The following is a 13,838-nucleotide window of genomic DNA, read 5'->3' as shown; positions in this document are numbered from 1 at the left end:
CCACGCAAATGGAATTTACAGCGTGGCCTTTTTTAGTTTCAAAACTTATCTTTGATGTTTAGGCGTGGTGCCCCATGCATTTTTTACTGGACGTTTAGCGCCCTTGCCTGTTGAACCAGACTTACCCGCACCTTGCTTGTTGGTTGAGGCTTTTCCCGCTGATTTTGGCTTATCAGAAGATGTGGCCTTTCCTTTTCGATCATCAAATTGGTTTGCCGAAAAACGGGTGACCGCTTTTTTACCCGCAGGGGTTTTACCACCAGCGGCTTTGGCCAACAAACCTTGGCGCTCTTGACGAGTTTCGGCTGGCACTAAGCAATTTAAGCCACCGCCAATTAAGTGTTCTTTGCCCATCTTAATCAAGGCTTCACGGATGATCGGCCAACCCGCTGGGTCGTGATAGCGCAGCAAGGCTTTATGCAGCTTACGCTGACGTCCGCCCTTGGGAACATCCACCGTCTCACTGGTGTGCTTGACGTTTTTTAGCGAGTTCAGCTCAGTGTGATAAATGGTCGTGGCATTGGCCATGGGTGACGGATAGAAGTTTTGCACCTGATCTAACTTAAACTTCTCGCCCTTTAGCCACAATGCCAAGTTCACCATATCTTCATCAGTAGTGCCTGGATGCGCCGAGATAAAGTAGGGGATAAGATACTGCTTCTTGCCCGCTTCGGCAGAATACTTATCAAACAGCTCTTTAAACTTGTCATAGGTACCCATGCCTGGCTTCATCATCTTAGTGAGCGGTCCCTCTTCGGTGTGCTCTGGGGCAATTTTTAAATAGCCCCCGACATGATGACTCGCCAACTCTTTCACATAACGTGGATCTTCGGTCGCCAAGTCATAACGCACGCCAGAAGCAATCAGTACCTTCTTAATGCCCGGTACATCCCGTGCCGCACGATACAGATCGATCGTAGCCTGATGATCGGTATCGAGATGACCACAGATAGCGGGGAATACGCAAGAGAGCCTTCGACAGGTTTTCTCAGCTTTTTCGCTCTTACAACCTAAGCGATACATGTTAGCCGTTGGTCCACCAAGATCGGAGATAACCCCAGTAAAACCGGGAACCTTATCCTGAATATCTTTGATCTCTTTAATAATAGAGTCTTGTGAACGGCTCTGAATAATCCGCCCTTCATGTTCGGTAATGGAACAAAATGAGCAGCCACCGAAACAGCCTCGCATGATATTAATCGAGGTCTTGATCATGTCATAGGCAGGGATTTTCTCATTGCCGTACACAGGATGTGGCACCCGCTTATAGGCTAAGTCGAAAACTCCATCCATCTCATCGGTGTTCAATGGCCAAGCAGGCGGATTGACCCAAATTGCGCGCTGGGCATGGGCCTGAAATAGTGCTCGGGCACAACCTGGATTTTGCTCTTGGTGCAAGATGCGCGAAGCATGAGCATAGAGATACTTATCTTCGGCCACTTTTTCATAGCTAGGTAACAACACATAAGTATTTTCCCACGGCTTAGGACGTGGCGGCTGCACCGAAATCGGCTTGGGCGCTTCGTTGTCGAACACCTTAACATCGCTCGGGCCAGAGAGATTTTGACAACCCACATCATCGGCGCCATAGGGATTGGGGATAGGGTCGATCTTATGCAGCTGATCCAACTTGCGCGAGTCCATCCCCTTCCAACCTGCCAGGGGCTCTTTACGGATCACCGTGGTGCCACGCACATCATGGATCTCACTTATCGGCTCACCAGATGCGATACGATGTGACAGCTCCACCAGCGGACGCTCGGCGTTGCCATAGACTAAAATATCGGCCTTGGCATCGAGAATCACCGAGCGGCGCACCTTATCTGACCAATAATCATAATGGGCGATACGGCGTAAACTCGCCTCAATACCACCAATCACCACTGGTACCTGCTTAAAGGCTTCTTTACAACGCTGGGTATACACAGTCACGGCGCGATCGGGACGCTTGCCACCGATATTACCCGCAGTGTAGGCATCATCATGGCGCAAACGACGCTCAGCGGTGTAACGGTTGATCATCGAATCCATGTTGCCGGCAGTCACACCAAAATAGAGGTTAGGTTTACCTAACTTCATAAAATCGTTTTTATTCGACCAGTCGGGCTGTGAGATGATACCCACGCGAAATCCTTGGGCTTCGAGCATGCGCCCGATCACCGCCATACCAAAACTGGGATGATCCACATAGGCATCGCCAGTGACAATTATGATGTCACAACTATCCCAGCCCAATTTATCCATCTCTTTTCGAGACATAGGTAAAAATGGCGCTGGTTTTTCAGTGCGATTTAAATATTTGGGATGCGTAAATAACGTGGATTCAACCTGCATGAATATGACTGCCTAACTTCCAAACCAACAATAATTGTAGTTACTGAGCTTTAAGTATCCCAATAACTTCTGCGACACTCTATAACTCGGCCTAAGTTAGGCAGTGCGTAGAGGGCAACAAAAAGGACGCGGAGTATAACAGCGAAACGGTCATTTACGCGAACAAAAAAGCAGCAACCCCGTTAAAAAATCACCCTAGAATAAAATAACCAATATTAACCACAGATAGCGTAAGGATTAGGATCCAGGTCAATAACACGCCCCAGAAACGTCCGAAATGATAACCACCTTGGCCTTGCGTTAGCCCGATGGCATGAAGCATACGAGCCACCAGCCAAACTGTACCTATCAGGTGAATATACACCTCGGCTAACCCATTAATTTCCGCCACTAATAATAGTGCCATAGCGATGGGCGCATTCTCGACAAGATTGACATGGACACGACTTGCCAAGGTCAGATCTTGGTTACCATCAGTACCTAAACCAATTTTAAGTCCTCTTCTTAACTTCACGACTCGCAAGCTAAAATAAACGGCCATGATGGCGGTTAATCCAATATAAAACCCTGAAACTGCTACTGACATAATATTCTCCTATCCCTCAAAAAACTCTACATACTCTATGCTTAAGTCAAAAAATTTCCAAGCCATTAACCTTTTTTGTACAAGATAGGTTAAGATGCGCTCGTTTTAACACTACCCATAAGTTTCAGCATCATGGACTGTACAATTGGATAACGCAGAATTCATAGAAAAAAGACGTTTTATCATTAAGTTAGGAAAGTACCTGCACAAATTTGGTACACCTGCTTATCGACTAGAATCTCACCTGCAAACCATCTCTAAACTATTGGGTATCGAAGGCTATTTTCTGATATCCCCCACGTCTATGACCTTTGTTTTACAACATGATGCGGATCAGGAATACAATCATGTTGCCAGAGTCAGACCTGGTGATCTAGATCTTGGCTCTCTGGCTCGTACCGATGAACTGGTTGGCGAACTCGTTTCTGGTCAACGAACCTTGCAAGAAGCCACCGAAAGACTCGAAGAGATCGCCAACAAACCTAACCCCTATGGCCCATTGTTAACTCTGCTCGCCTTTGGCAGCTCGGCGGGGGCTTTCGCCATGCTGATGGGAACCAGTTGGAACGATGTTTTTTGGTCATCCACTCTAGGTATCATGGTCTACGGTTTGGTTTATCACGCCGAGCGCTCAAAAAGGATGGCCGAAACCTTAGAACCATTGGCGGCAATTTTGTGTGCTATCGCTGCCAGCGGGATCTCCTACTTCGATCCCTATATCAATATTCCTGTGGTGATCCTCTCTGGAATTATTATTTTTGTCCCCGGTCTCGCGCTTACCCTCGGATTAGCCGAACTCGCCGCACGCGATCTGATATCTGGCACAGCCCGCATCATGGATGCGTCCATGTTGCTATTTAAACTCTATTTTGGCGCCATTTTTGGCATGGTGATCGGTAATGCCATTTTTGGTGAGGCGATCTACTTCGAACCTACACCGCTGCCACGTTGGGCGATTTGGTCTGCAGTACCTATTTTGTCCACCGCACTGGTTATCATCTTCAAGGCGCGCCTTAAAGATTCTCCTTGGGGCATATTTGCCGGTATCATCGCCTTCTTCTCCGCCATGCTAGCGGGGATTTATTTGGGTGACTCGATCGGCATTTTCTTTGGTGCATTAGCAGTTGGGATCTACTCAAATCTCTATGCTCGCTGGATGAAAGCACCTGCATCAATCGCCCTACTCCAAGGGATAGTGATCTTGGTACCAGGTAGTAAAACCTACATTGGACTCAATACCCTTATTCTGGGCGAGACTATGCTCAATCAATCTCACATTGGCTCACAAATCTTCCTTATTTTTATGTCCTTGGTCGCGGGATTAATCTTTGCAAACGTTGCCGTACCACCACGCGGAACCCTATAGCTTAAAATAAAATACTGATGTGGCAGCATTCTGCATATCAGTATTTGCTCAAGTAAAATCATCCTCTTATTTCACCTTACACCTTGACTAATCTGCTCCCACAGTGTGTTATTAAATTGTGCTCATTTTGTAAAATCACAGTTGCTAATAACAAGTTTCAATACGGTAGGTTGTTATATGTCAGGTGTTGCTCGCTGTCTTGTTGTCATAGGTTGTTTATCTGTTTGCTGGCTAGCAGCGGCAGAAGATACTGCGCCTGAAGCTAATGTGACGGCCTCTCCTACAAACAGCGCTGACGAGATGAGTTCAAAGGCAAACAAGCAGCCTGTTGGAAAAATTATCGTTGTGAGTAATGCTATCTTCGACGAGTCCGATCCTGATGCTTTTTTTATTCATCGCTGGGCCAACTATTTACATATCAACAGCCGTGAATCCACCATTCTAAATAAACTCAGTTTCAGTGAAACAGACCAAGTGTCACAAAAAGATCTCGAAGAAGCCCAGCGCATCTTGAGATACGAGCCATATATTCGCGATGCAAAAGTAAGCTTTGCGCTAAATGACCCTGATGCTGAACCTAGCGAAGAGAAAACCGTGCTGGTAGAAACTTGGGATAACTGGTCACTGCTACCCACTTTTAGTGCAGGACGGAGCGGTGGAGACAGCAAGTTTTCGGTAGGAATCAAGGAAGACAACCTCCTCGGATATGGTATTAGAACACGTTTAAAATACAAATCCAGCGCCGACAGAACGGGCTATCAATTGGCCTTTAGAGTGCCTATGGATAGGTGGATAAAACACTCAACACTGAGCGCTAACTTCTACGATAATAGCGACGGTGAAGCGACTATGGTTGACTTCACTAAACCCTTTTACACCCTCAACGACCCAAACATGTATTCAGGCAGATATATCAATGATTTGCGAGTTGATACAATACGCCAGAATGGCAAAGACATTAATGAGTTTGAGCATAAAGTAGATTACTATAATGCCCAATATGGCTGGCTATTAAATAAACAAGGCGACTCACTATCTCGTATTATGGTCGGGATCACCCAAGACAAAAATAGCTTTACCAACATAGAAGAGTACCCAAACTCGCCCTTGCCACAAGATAGAGATTTTTTATACCCATGGATTGGTTATCAGTACCTTCAGGATGACTACAAGGTGCTTAATAATGTCCACCTCATCAACCATAACGAAGACTTTAATCTTGGCTGGCAACATTACATAAAGCTAGGAATAGAAACCTCAGACACAAGAGACAGCTCTCCAGTCGGTTATCATCTAGACTGGCTGTCATCTCGGGGTTATCAAAGTGATCAACAACTGATTTTAGTGAGTGCCACTGGAGAGGGCGTTTTTGAGACCAGCCAAGCTGACTATTTTAAGGTCAGTATAGCTGCTGAATACTTCTATCAAATCTCTCCTAAATGGACTGCATATTCAAAAGTAAGACTGAGTACCTCACAGAATAACTATATTGATCAGCCCTTCACACTTGGCGATAACACTGGCGTTCGCGGCTACCCCAACGACTATCAACATGGTGACAATCAATGGTTAGTCACTGCAGAAGTTCGCAACTACCCAAACATTAACCTCTATCAATTAGCCGAGCTAGGCTGGGCAGTATTCACGGATTATGGTCAAGCCAGCGGCGGAGATGATCAAAACAATGCCGTCTCTGACCCTATTGGTAGCATTGGCATTGGCGCACGAATCTATTCGTCTCGCTCTAGCTATGGCAATGTAGCCCACATCGACTTCACCCTCCCCTACACCAGCGGTGAAGGGATTAATAGCTGGGAATGGCGCTTTCAAGTCAAGCAGCACTTTTAATTGCAACAACCCATATTTCATTGGGGAATATGGCCCTTTCATTTACAAGCCTTCCACTAAAATCATTAACCAGCTCTCAAATGATCCATCACGCTCAAAATTGCTTTAAGCTATTTTGTTAAGGAAGCCTTAAGATTAGGCTAATAAATTGATCACAAGCGCTCATACTGGAACCTATATATGAAGAAATTCGTGCTGTTGCTAGGTGTTATCTTGCCAAGTTTACTCTCGCTGCCGATTAGTGCAGAACCCGCTTTAACTCAATCCGTTCAAAATGCTCAAGCAGAAACCACGACTCTTGAAGAGTTTAAAGGCAGAGTGGTTTATGTCGATTTTTGGGCCTCTTGGTGCGGCCCTTGTCGTAAATCATTCCCGTGGATGAATGCCATGCACGCTAAATATGCAAACCAAGGTTTGGCCGTGGTTGCGATTAATTTGGATTCAGACAAAGCACTCGCCGATAAATTTCTATCCCTATTACCGGCGAAGTTTCATCTCCGTTTCGACCCAGAAGGCGATGCTGCTGCCGCATTCGATCTTCAAGGTATGCCAAGCAGTTATATCTTTAATAAACAAGGTGAGTTGGTACAAAGCCACGTAGGTTTTTTTGAAGAGTATGCCGATCAATATGAGCAAGAGCTCGTGACACTTTTGAAGGAATAACCGATGAATAAGTCTGTTATCGCGATTGCTATTATCGCCAGTTTATCCGCCTGCTCCAGCTTAGGAGTCCAGCCCTGGGAAAAAGATCAATTGGCACGTGCCGACATGGCGCTCGATGCAGAGAAGCTAGATCTGGCCCTCGATGATCATATCTATTTTAGTAAAGAAGGCACCAGCGGTGGCCGCGCATTTGCAGGCGGAGGTTGCGGATGCAATTAACCAAACATCGTAACATTGCTAGCGCCTTGGCGATGGCAAGCTGTTCCTTAGTTGGGCAACAGGTTCAAGCGGTAACCCCAGATTCGAGCGCCGATGACTGGAAGGTCGATGCCGCTGTGATGTATTACGGCGAGCAAGACAGGGTTCAAGCCGTCGAGGCGATAGGTAATGTTCAAAAATCCTTTGGTGATACCTCACTACTGGACATGAAGCTGGTCGTCGATAGTCTAACAGGTGCATCGGCATCGGGCGCCGTGGCGCAAAATGCTAGCCAAACCTTTACCCGCCCTTCTGGTAACGGCGAATATACTATCGGTGCTGGTGACACGCCACTCGATGACACCTTCCATGATACTCGTGTACAGGCGAGTGCTAACTGGAGCGAAACCTTAACTCCAGAGTGGAAAGTCAACGGCGGGCTTTATGGCTCTAAAGAGTTTGACTATATGTCGATGGGACTCAATGGTGGCGTTGAGCGCAGCTTCAATAAAGACAATACCACCTTGTCTCTATCGGGTTCCTATACCTATGATGTTGTCGACCCTGTCGGCGGACGCCCTGTCGCTTTTTCCTCTATGGCGCTAAGAAAAGACTATGATACGGAAGCCGAATTTAAGGCCGCTTTCGATCAAACACGTATGGATAGCTCGGACGACAAGTCCACTGCTGATATCATGCTCAGCGTGACCCAAATCTTAAGCCGTCGCTGGTTATTTCAAGCCAACTACGGATTATCGAGCGTCTCGGGTTATATGAATGATCCCTATAAAATTTTAAGCCAAGTTGACGATACTGGTACCAGCCAACATTATCTGTATGAGAGTCGACCAGATTCCCGCCTTAAGCACAGCTTTTACATGATGACTAAGGGGGCGCTAGATTCTGGGATTGTCGATCTCTCTTATCGCTATAGCACCGATGATTGGGGCATACAATCGCACACCTTAGAAACCCATTATCGATACTACTTCAGCGGTAACTTTTATGGCCAGGTTCACCTGCGTTATTACCAGCAACAAGGAGCAGACTTTTACACGCCATTCTTAGTGGCTGGAGAACCTCTGCCCGAGTATGCCAGTGCTGACTATCGCATCGGTGATATGAGCGCTTATACCCTAGGGATTAAATTTGGCCAAAGATTGGCTGGCGGCCATGAAATGAGTTATCGATTGGAGTACTATCAGCAAAATCCAGACAACAATGGCACCCAATTGCTTGGCCAATTGCAAAACCATGACTTATTCCCACAAGTGAAAGCCATAGTCGCGCAATTTAGCTACTCTTTTTAAGCCAGTTAGCGGCAGTTAATGCCTACAAACAAGGATAGCCATGGGATACAAGGCTGCAGATGAGATTGATACAAGCCCCCCCGTTTCATTGCCAAAGGAAGCACAATTGCAGCCTCGGCCTTGGGGATTTGTTGGGCAATTTCGCGCCATGGCTAGCCCTTGTGAACTGTTAATTGCCAGCTTTGATAAAGCAATAGCGAGTGAAATACTCGCTATTGCCGTTAAAGAAGCTAGGCGAATAGAAGCCAAATATAGCCGTTTTATCACCCATAACCCGCTTTGGCATATCAATCATAGCGATACAAATCCCGTTGCAATTGACGACGAGACCTACCGCCTATTGACGTTTGCCCAACAGTGTTTCGAGTTAAGCGATGGCCGATTTGATATCACCGCCGGCCCATTAATGAAGTTGTGGCGTTTTGAAGAGGGGGAAAATGCCATTATTCCCGATGATGACGCTATCCAAGCGGCGAAGGCATTGATCGACTTTTCCGCGGTGCAATTTTCAACATCGACTATCGTGATGCCCACCAAGATGAATCTAGATTTGGGTGGCATAGCCAAAGAGTATGCGGTGGACAGTGCCGCCAACTTAATTGCTAACCGTTGGCCGACGGTCTCGGTACTGGTTAATTTTGGCGGCGATATAGCCTGCCCTGTTACCAGAGATGACCAAAATCCGCCATGGCAAGTCGGTATCGAGAATCCAGATGATCTCGATAATGCCTCTGCTGTATTGCAAATTCGTCAAGGCGCGCTGGCCACCAGCGGGGATACCCGTCGCTTTATCGAACGAAATGGCAAACGCTATGGCCATATTATTGATCCCAGTACAGGTTTCCCCGTTGAACTCGCGCCTCGTTCAGTCACTGTGTTAGCGCAAAACTGCGTCATGGCGGGCATGCTATCGACCATGGCCATGCTTGAAGGCAGTAATGCGGAATCCTTTTTAAGCGCGCAAGGTGTGTATTTTAAAGTATATCGATAGATAGAAAGACTCATCACTGACCAATATTATGTAGGACACATATGCGCATACTGCTCGTCGAAGATAATGATCTACTCGCCCAAGGGATCTGCCTCAGTTTAGGCAAATTAGGGATGCAAGTCGATCACCTTAGCACCTACCAACAGGCCGTTAACGCAGTCCATAACGAAACCTTTAGTGCCATCGTACTCGACCTTGGGCTGCCTGATGGCAATGGGGTCGACCTCCTTAAGCATTGGCGTCAACAAGGCTTGTCGATCCCCACTATCGTCCTGACCGCCAATACCGATTTCGATACCAAATTAGATTGCCTCGATATGGGCGCAGATGATTACCTTAGTAAACCGTTCGATATACGAGAACTGGCCGCACGCATTCGCGCCATTGTACGTCGCCAACATGGACGTGATAACAATGTGCTCAATGTGGGTGCGTTAGATATCAACCTCTCAACCCGAGAAGTATTGTTTCGTGGGCTATCGGTTGCGCTATCTCGCCGCGAATACCAACTGCTGCACGAGCTGGCTCAATCCTGTGGCAGGGTGTTAACCAGGCAACAACTCGAACAATTAACCTATGGATGGGAAGAGGTCGGCAGTAACTCTATTGAGGTCCATATCCATCATCTGCGTAAAAAGACCGCCAATGAACTGATTAAAACCGTACGCGGCATAGGCTACACATTAATGGAAATTGAATAATGTACTCATTGCGGCTCATGCTCACCCTGTTGATACTGTGTGGTATAGGCTTGTCTGTCGGGCTATCGAGTTGGATGAGCACCTCCGATGCATCAGATCAGATAGAGGAGCTATTTGATGCGCAACTGTTGCAAACAGCCAAGACGCTGGAGCTGTTTTACCACTATGAAATCACGGCCAGTAAAACCCCATCGCTAACCGAACAAGCACTCGTATTACATATCGAAGACAGTAACATCGAATCCTTTACTGAGAAATCTGATGCGCTCAAACTGGCCTATGAACACAAATTGGCGTTTCAGGTTTGGTCGGTTGAGCGCGAAGCATTAATGCGATCAGACAATATTCCTAAGCGGCCATTTACAGACTTTAAACAGGGATATCACCTGCTTGAGCGTGACGGCCAGTTGTGGCATGTTTTTAGTTATTTCTCCACCCCCAATAATGTCTGGATCATCACAGCACAACAGGACGAAGTGCGCCGCGAGCTCGTCTCACAAATTATGCGCAATGCTTTCAGTGCCCCCGCACTCGTTGTTCCGCTGATCTTAATCGCCATCTTGTTACTCTCTTATTGGCTATTCAAACCACTCAAAGCCCTTGAGCGATTACTGAATCAGCGTAAGCCCCATGACGTCACGCCAATTGCGATGCCATTGCCCAGTGAGCTAAAGCCTGTACAAACGGCACTAAACCTCTATATCAGCCGTTTCGCACATGCCATAGCCAGAGAGCGACGCTTTAGTGCCGATGCTGCCCACGAGTTGAAAACGCCACTGTCTGTGATTAAGTTGCATCAAGATGGTTTGAAAGAGCTGATCCCAAGCTCAAATCAGGCAACCTTGCATCTCAATGCCATCGATACGGGTGTAGCCCGTTTAAGTCATACGGTAGAACAACTGCTATTACTGGCCAGAGTCGACTCCATAGAGGAGCTAGATTTGGGGTGCTGTAATGTTCAATCTATGGTTGAAGCTGCGCTCAATCAATTAATACCAGGAATTGCAGATTTCGAATGGGATATTAATATTCCACCAGAGCTGAGCCTACAAGGCGATCATTTCTATCTCGAACTCGTACTAAGAAATATTATTGAAAATGCCTGTAAATACAGTCCTAAAGAATCTCTCATCTCTATCGGCGCAATAGCAAAGCAAAATAGTGTAGAGATCAATATTACTGATAGTGGAAAAGGAATGACTAAAGCCCAGATAGACAATGCCATTGAACGCTTCTACCGAGTGAATGAAAACGAAGGTACTGGCGCTGGCCTTGGATTATCGATCTGTCAGCACATCATAGAACTTCATAACGGCAGGCTCAGCATTAGTCAACACACTACAGGCGGAGTGCAAGTAATAATCACTTTCCCAAACTTAACCGCTAGCCATTAAACATTACAGATATGTTGATTTATAACAAAAGGTTGAATTGGTCGATAAGCCGACTCATGACATTCTATTTTATGAGTTTTATAGTAAGTAACCACTAACGTGTGTGAGATATCCTTAACCGCCGCATTGCTGTCACATTTCCGATGCCATCAAGCCTCGACTTTTTGATGTCGAGACTTGACTAAGTAACGCAGTGGAACTTGCGAGACCAGCATGCCGATTAACATTAGGCTACAACCAAACAGCGCCCGGTTATCTAAGCTCTCTCCCAAGAATAAAATGCCACCAATAACGGCAAACACCGCCTCTAAGGATAAGATAATCGCTGCATGGGCAGGATGCGCATGCTTCTGCGCCACCACCTGCAAGGTATAAGCAATACCCACAGATACGATGCCAGCATAAGCTAATGAGCCCCATGCAGCCGCCACATTTTCCAAAGTAGTGACCTCTATAACCACCGACACCAATAAGCTCAATACGCCACAGATGACAAACTGTAGCTGCGCCAACAATAACGGGGAGTGTTTTTTAGCAAAGTGATCGATAGCCAAGATATGCATCGCCCAAAACAGTGCACCAATAAGCTGCAATCCATCACCTAACCCTATGCTCATATTGTCTTTAATACTCAGGAAATAGAGACCGATGACCGCAATGGCACATCCAACCCAAGTGTTGATGCCAGTTTTATGTTTTAGTGCTAAACCTAAAATCGGCACTAGCACAATATAAAGCCCAGTAATAAAACCCGCATTAGCAGCCGTGGTGTGCAGCAACCCTACCTGCTGAAATGAGGCGGCAACAAACAATATGGCCCCCAGACACAGTGAGCCTATAGCGAGTGAACGCTTACCGCCCACCACCAAACGCTGTTGGCGATAAAACCACACCAGCAGCGGTAGTAGACTCAATGCGCCGATAAAGAACCGCAACCCATTGAACATAAAGGGAGACAAGTGCTCCATGCCGAGTGCTTGGGCGACGAAACCAAATCCCCAAATGGCAGCAGCAAGCAATAACAAGAAATTTGCAGGCAAAAGACAACCTCAATAAAGCGTGAACTAGCTCACGAGATTACTTGTAAGCTGCATATTTGTCTAAGGGAATAAAACAGGAAAAACAAAAAGCCCGCTTGTCATAAACAAGCGGGCTTTCATTGATAGGTGAGTTGGCCGATAAGCCGGGTCCTGTCGTGGACAGTTATTCATCTAGGCCTGCAATCGCTCACAGGCTCAAGCGACCTACCCGGTCCCAACGCGAGCAGCGCCATACGGGACCCTATTTGGTCTTGCTTCGGGTAGAGTTTACCTTGCAACGGACTATTACTAGCCGCCCGGTGCGCTCTTACCGCACCCTTTCACCCTTACCAATCCGAAGATTGGCGGTCTCCTCTCTGCTGCACTTGTCGTCGGTTCACACCGCCCAGGCGTTACCTGGTACCCTGCTCTTTGAAGCCCGGACTTTCCTCCCCGCTCTATTGAGCGCGGCAACTGTCTGGCCAACTCGGCGCGGATTATAGCCTAATGAGGCCAAGCGTACCACCTAATATTGGCAGCGCTGTGGTCATGATGGCTATCTCAGCAAAATAGGGCTACAGACCAAGCTCTAAGCCAAACTTATATAAAGCGTTTTTTTTCAAACCATGTATTTGAGCGGCGATGGCGGCCGCTTTTTTCAGTGGTAACTCTTCACTGAGCAGCTTTAGGGTATTTACCGCGACTGTCGGTATTCCTTGATCTTCATCGATTCTGTGTCCGTGACACATGAGGACGATTTCCCCTTTTTGCTGATTAGGATCTTGTTTGACGGTTTCTAATATTTCAGCAACAGGGCCTGACAGGAAGGTTTCGAACGTCTTGGTCACCTCTCTCGCCATAACAACATGACGATCAGCACCTAATGCGGTAACCATAGATTCAAGGCTATGTACTATCCGGTGTGGAGACTCATAGAAGATCAATGTGCGAGGATCTTCAGCTAGTTCGGTTAATTTATCTAAGCGCCCTTTCTCTTTAGCAGGTAAAAAACCTTCAAACGAAAAACGATCTGACGGCAAACCCGATGCACTCAGGGCGGTAATGGCCGCACAAGGACCCGGCAGCGGGATCACGTTATAACCCGCCTCACGCACTTGAGAAACTAAGTGATAACCAGGATCAGATATTAACGGTGTCCCCGCATCGGAAATCAATGCTACCGCCTCCCCGTTAGATAGCTTTTGAATGATCCACTGGGCGCGATCTCTTTCATTGTGATCATGCAGCGCAGTTTTACGGGTTTCGATACCAAAATGGCTAAGAAGTTTGCCACTATGGCGAGTGTCTTCACAGGCAATAAGTGATACCTGATTCAACACCTCAATAGCGCGGCTGCTGATGTCTCCAAGGTTACCGATTGGAGTTGGAACAATGTAAAGAGCGACCGACAGGTCCATATCTACCTCT

Annotated in this window: 12 protein-coding genes and 1 other RNA gene; 8 read left to right on the top strand and 5 right to left on the bottom strand. The window is 46.8% G+C overall.

The genetic code is table 11. The features are described 5' to 3' along the window. Positions 1 to 45: 45 nt before the first annotated feature. Both K0I73_RS01165 and K0I73_RS01160 read right to left on the bottom strand, forming a co-directional pair. A complete protein-coding gene (locus K0I73_RS01165; protein ID WP_220062743.1) occupies positions 46 to 2,334 on the bottom strand; it encodes a YgiQ family radical SAM protein in 2,289 nt (762 codons plus the stop codon). Positions 2,335 to 2,524: 190 nt separating this feature from the next. Beyond that, positions 2,525 to 2,920 carry an MAPEG family protein gene (locus K0I73_RS01160; RefSeq protein ID WP_220062742.1) on the bottom strand — a complete coding sequence of 132 codons (396 nt, stop codon included), beginning with the start codon at positions 2,918 to 2,920 and terminating at the stop codon, positions 2,525 to 2,527. A gap of 145 nt (positions 2,921 to 3,065) precedes the next feature. Here K0I73_RS01160 and K0I73_RS01155 point away from each other — a divergent pair, with 145 nt between their 5' ends. From K0I73_RS01155 to K0I73_RS01120, 8 genes are all read left to right on the top strand, one after another. Next, on the top strand, positions 3,066 to 4,286 hold the full coding sequence (locus K0I73_RS01155; protein WP_220062741.1) for a threonine/serine exporter family protein: 1,221 nt from the start codon (positions 3,066 to 3,068) through the stop codon (positions 4,284 to 4,286). Between the two features lie 177 nt (positions 4,287 to 4,463). Beyond that, positions 4,464 to 6,134, top strand: a complete 1,671-nt coding sequence (locus K0I73_RS01150) for a BamA/TamA family outer membrane protein (RefSeq protein WP_220062740.1) — start codon at positions 4,464 to 4,466, stop codon at positions 6,132 to 6,134. 180 nt (positions 6,135 to 6,314) lie between these two features. Beyond that, positions 6,315 to 6,797, top strand: coding sequence for a TlpA family protein disulfide reductase (locus tag K0I73_RS01145; RefSeq protein ID WP_220062739.1), 483 nt, complete (start codon positions 6,315 to 6,317; stop codon positions 6,795 to 6,797). Between the two features lie 3 nt (positions 6,798 to 6,800). Beyond that, a complete protein-coding gene (locus K0I73_RS01140; RefSeq protein ID WP_220062738.1) occupies positions 6,801 to 7,016 on the top strand; it encodes a DUF4266 domain-containing protein in 216 nt (71 codons plus the stop codon). Next, positions 7,007 to 8,305, top strand: a complete 1,299-nt coding sequence (locus K0I73_RS01135; protein ID WP_220062737.1) for a DUF3570 domain-containing protein — start codon at positions 7,007 to 7,009, stop codon at positions 8,303 to 8,305. The genes K0I73_RS01140 and K0I73_RS01135 overlap by 10 nt, the downstream gene beginning before the upstream one ends. A gap of 148 nt (positions 8,306 to 8,453) precedes the next feature. Further along, positions 8,454 to 9,296 (top strand): FAD:protein FMN transferase, encoded by an 843-nt coding sequence (locus tag K0I73_RS01130; RefSeq protein WP_220064207.1) that lies wholly within the window; start codon positions 8,454 to 8,456, stop codon positions 9,294 to 9,296. Positions 9,297 to 9,337: 41 nt separating this feature from the next. Next, a complete protein-coding gene (locus K0I73_RS01125; protein WP_220062736.1) occupies positions 9,338 to 9,997 on the top strand; it encodes a response regulator transcription factor in 660 nt (219 codons plus the stop codon). After that, positions 9,997 to 11,391, top strand: a complete 1,395-nt coding sequence (locus K0I73_RS01120; RefSeq protein ID WP_220062735.1) for an ATP-binding protein — start codon at positions 9,997 to 9,999, stop codon at positions 11,389 to 11,391. The genes K0I73_RS01125 and K0I73_RS01120 overlap by 1 nt, the downstream gene beginning before the upstream one ends. Positions 11,392 to 11,540: 149 nt before the next feature. Here K0I73_RS01120 and K0I73_RS01115 read toward each other — a convergent pair whose 3' ends face one another. From K0I73_RS01115 to rsmI, 3 genes are all read right to left on the bottom strand, one after another. Then, complete coding sequence (locus tag K0I73_RS01115) at positions 11,541 to 12,431, bottom strand: DMT family transporter (RefSeq protein WP_220062734.1); 891 nt, start codon at positions 12,429 to 12,431, stop codon at positions 11,541 to 11,543. Between the two features lie 123 nt (positions 12,432 to 12,554). Further along, positions 12,555 to 12,900: RNase P RNA component class A (rnpB, locus tag K0I73_RS01110), an RNA gene on the bottom strand. A gap of 85 nt (positions 12,901 to 12,985) precedes the next feature. Beyond that, positions 12,986 to 13,828 carry a 16S rRNA (cytidine(1402)-2'-O)-methyltransferase gene (rsmI, locus tag K0I73_RS01105; RefSeq protein ID WP_220064206.1) on the bottom strand — a complete coding sequence of 281 codons (843 nt, stop codon included), beginning with the start codon at positions 13,826 to 13,828 and terminating at the stop codon, positions 12,986 to 12,988. Positions 13,829 to 13,838: the final 10 nt, after the last annotated feature.

This window comes from Shewanella mesophila (assembly GCF_019457515.1).
GTDB classification, from domain to species: Bacteria; Pseudomonadota; Gammaproteobacteria; order Enterobacterales; family Shewanellaceae; genus Shewanella; species Shewanella mesophila.
This window is presented reverse-complemented; position numbering and strand designations above follow the sequence as displayed.

Coding starts and splice junctions, on each gene's coding strand:
- rsmI (WP_220064206.1), bottom strand. CDS start 13,828: ATGGACCTGTCGGTCGCTCTTTACATTGTTCCAACTCCAATCGGTAAC.
- K0I73_RS01160 (WP_220062742.1), bottom strand. CDS start 2,920: ATGTCAGTAGCAGTTTCAGGGTTTTATATTGGATTAACCGCCATCATG.
- K0I73_RS01125 (WP_220062736.1), top strand. CDS start 9,338: ATGCGCATACTGCTCGTCGAAGATAATGATCTACTCGCCCAAGGGATC.
- K0I73_RS01130 (WP_220064207.1), top strand. CDS start 8,454: ATGGCTAGCCCTTGTGAACTGTTAATTGCCAGCTTTGATAAAGCAATA.
- K0I73_RS01145 (WP_220062739.1), top strand. CDS start 6,315: ATGAAGAAATTCGTGCTGTTGCTAGGTGTTATCTTGCCAAGTTTACTC.
- K0I73_RS01135 (WP_220062737.1), top strand. CDS start 7,007: ATGCAATTAACCAAACATCGTAACATTGCTAGCGCCTTGGCGATGGCA.
- K0I73_RS01140 (WP_220062738.1), top strand. CDS start 6,801: ATGAATAAGTCTGTTATCGCGATTGCTATTATCGCCAGTTTATCCGCC.
- K0I73_RS01150 (WP_220062740.1), top strand. CDS start 4,464: ATGTCAGGTGTTGCTCGCTGTCTTGTTGTCATAGGTTGTTTATCTGTT.
- K0I73_RS01165 (WP_220062743.1), bottom strand. CDS start 2,334: ATGCAGGTTGAATCCACGTTATTTACGCATCCCAAATATTTAAATCGC.
- K0I73_RS01120 (WP_220062735.1), top strand. CDS start 9,997: ATGTACTCATTGCGGCTCATGCTCACCCTGTTGATACTGTGTGGTATA.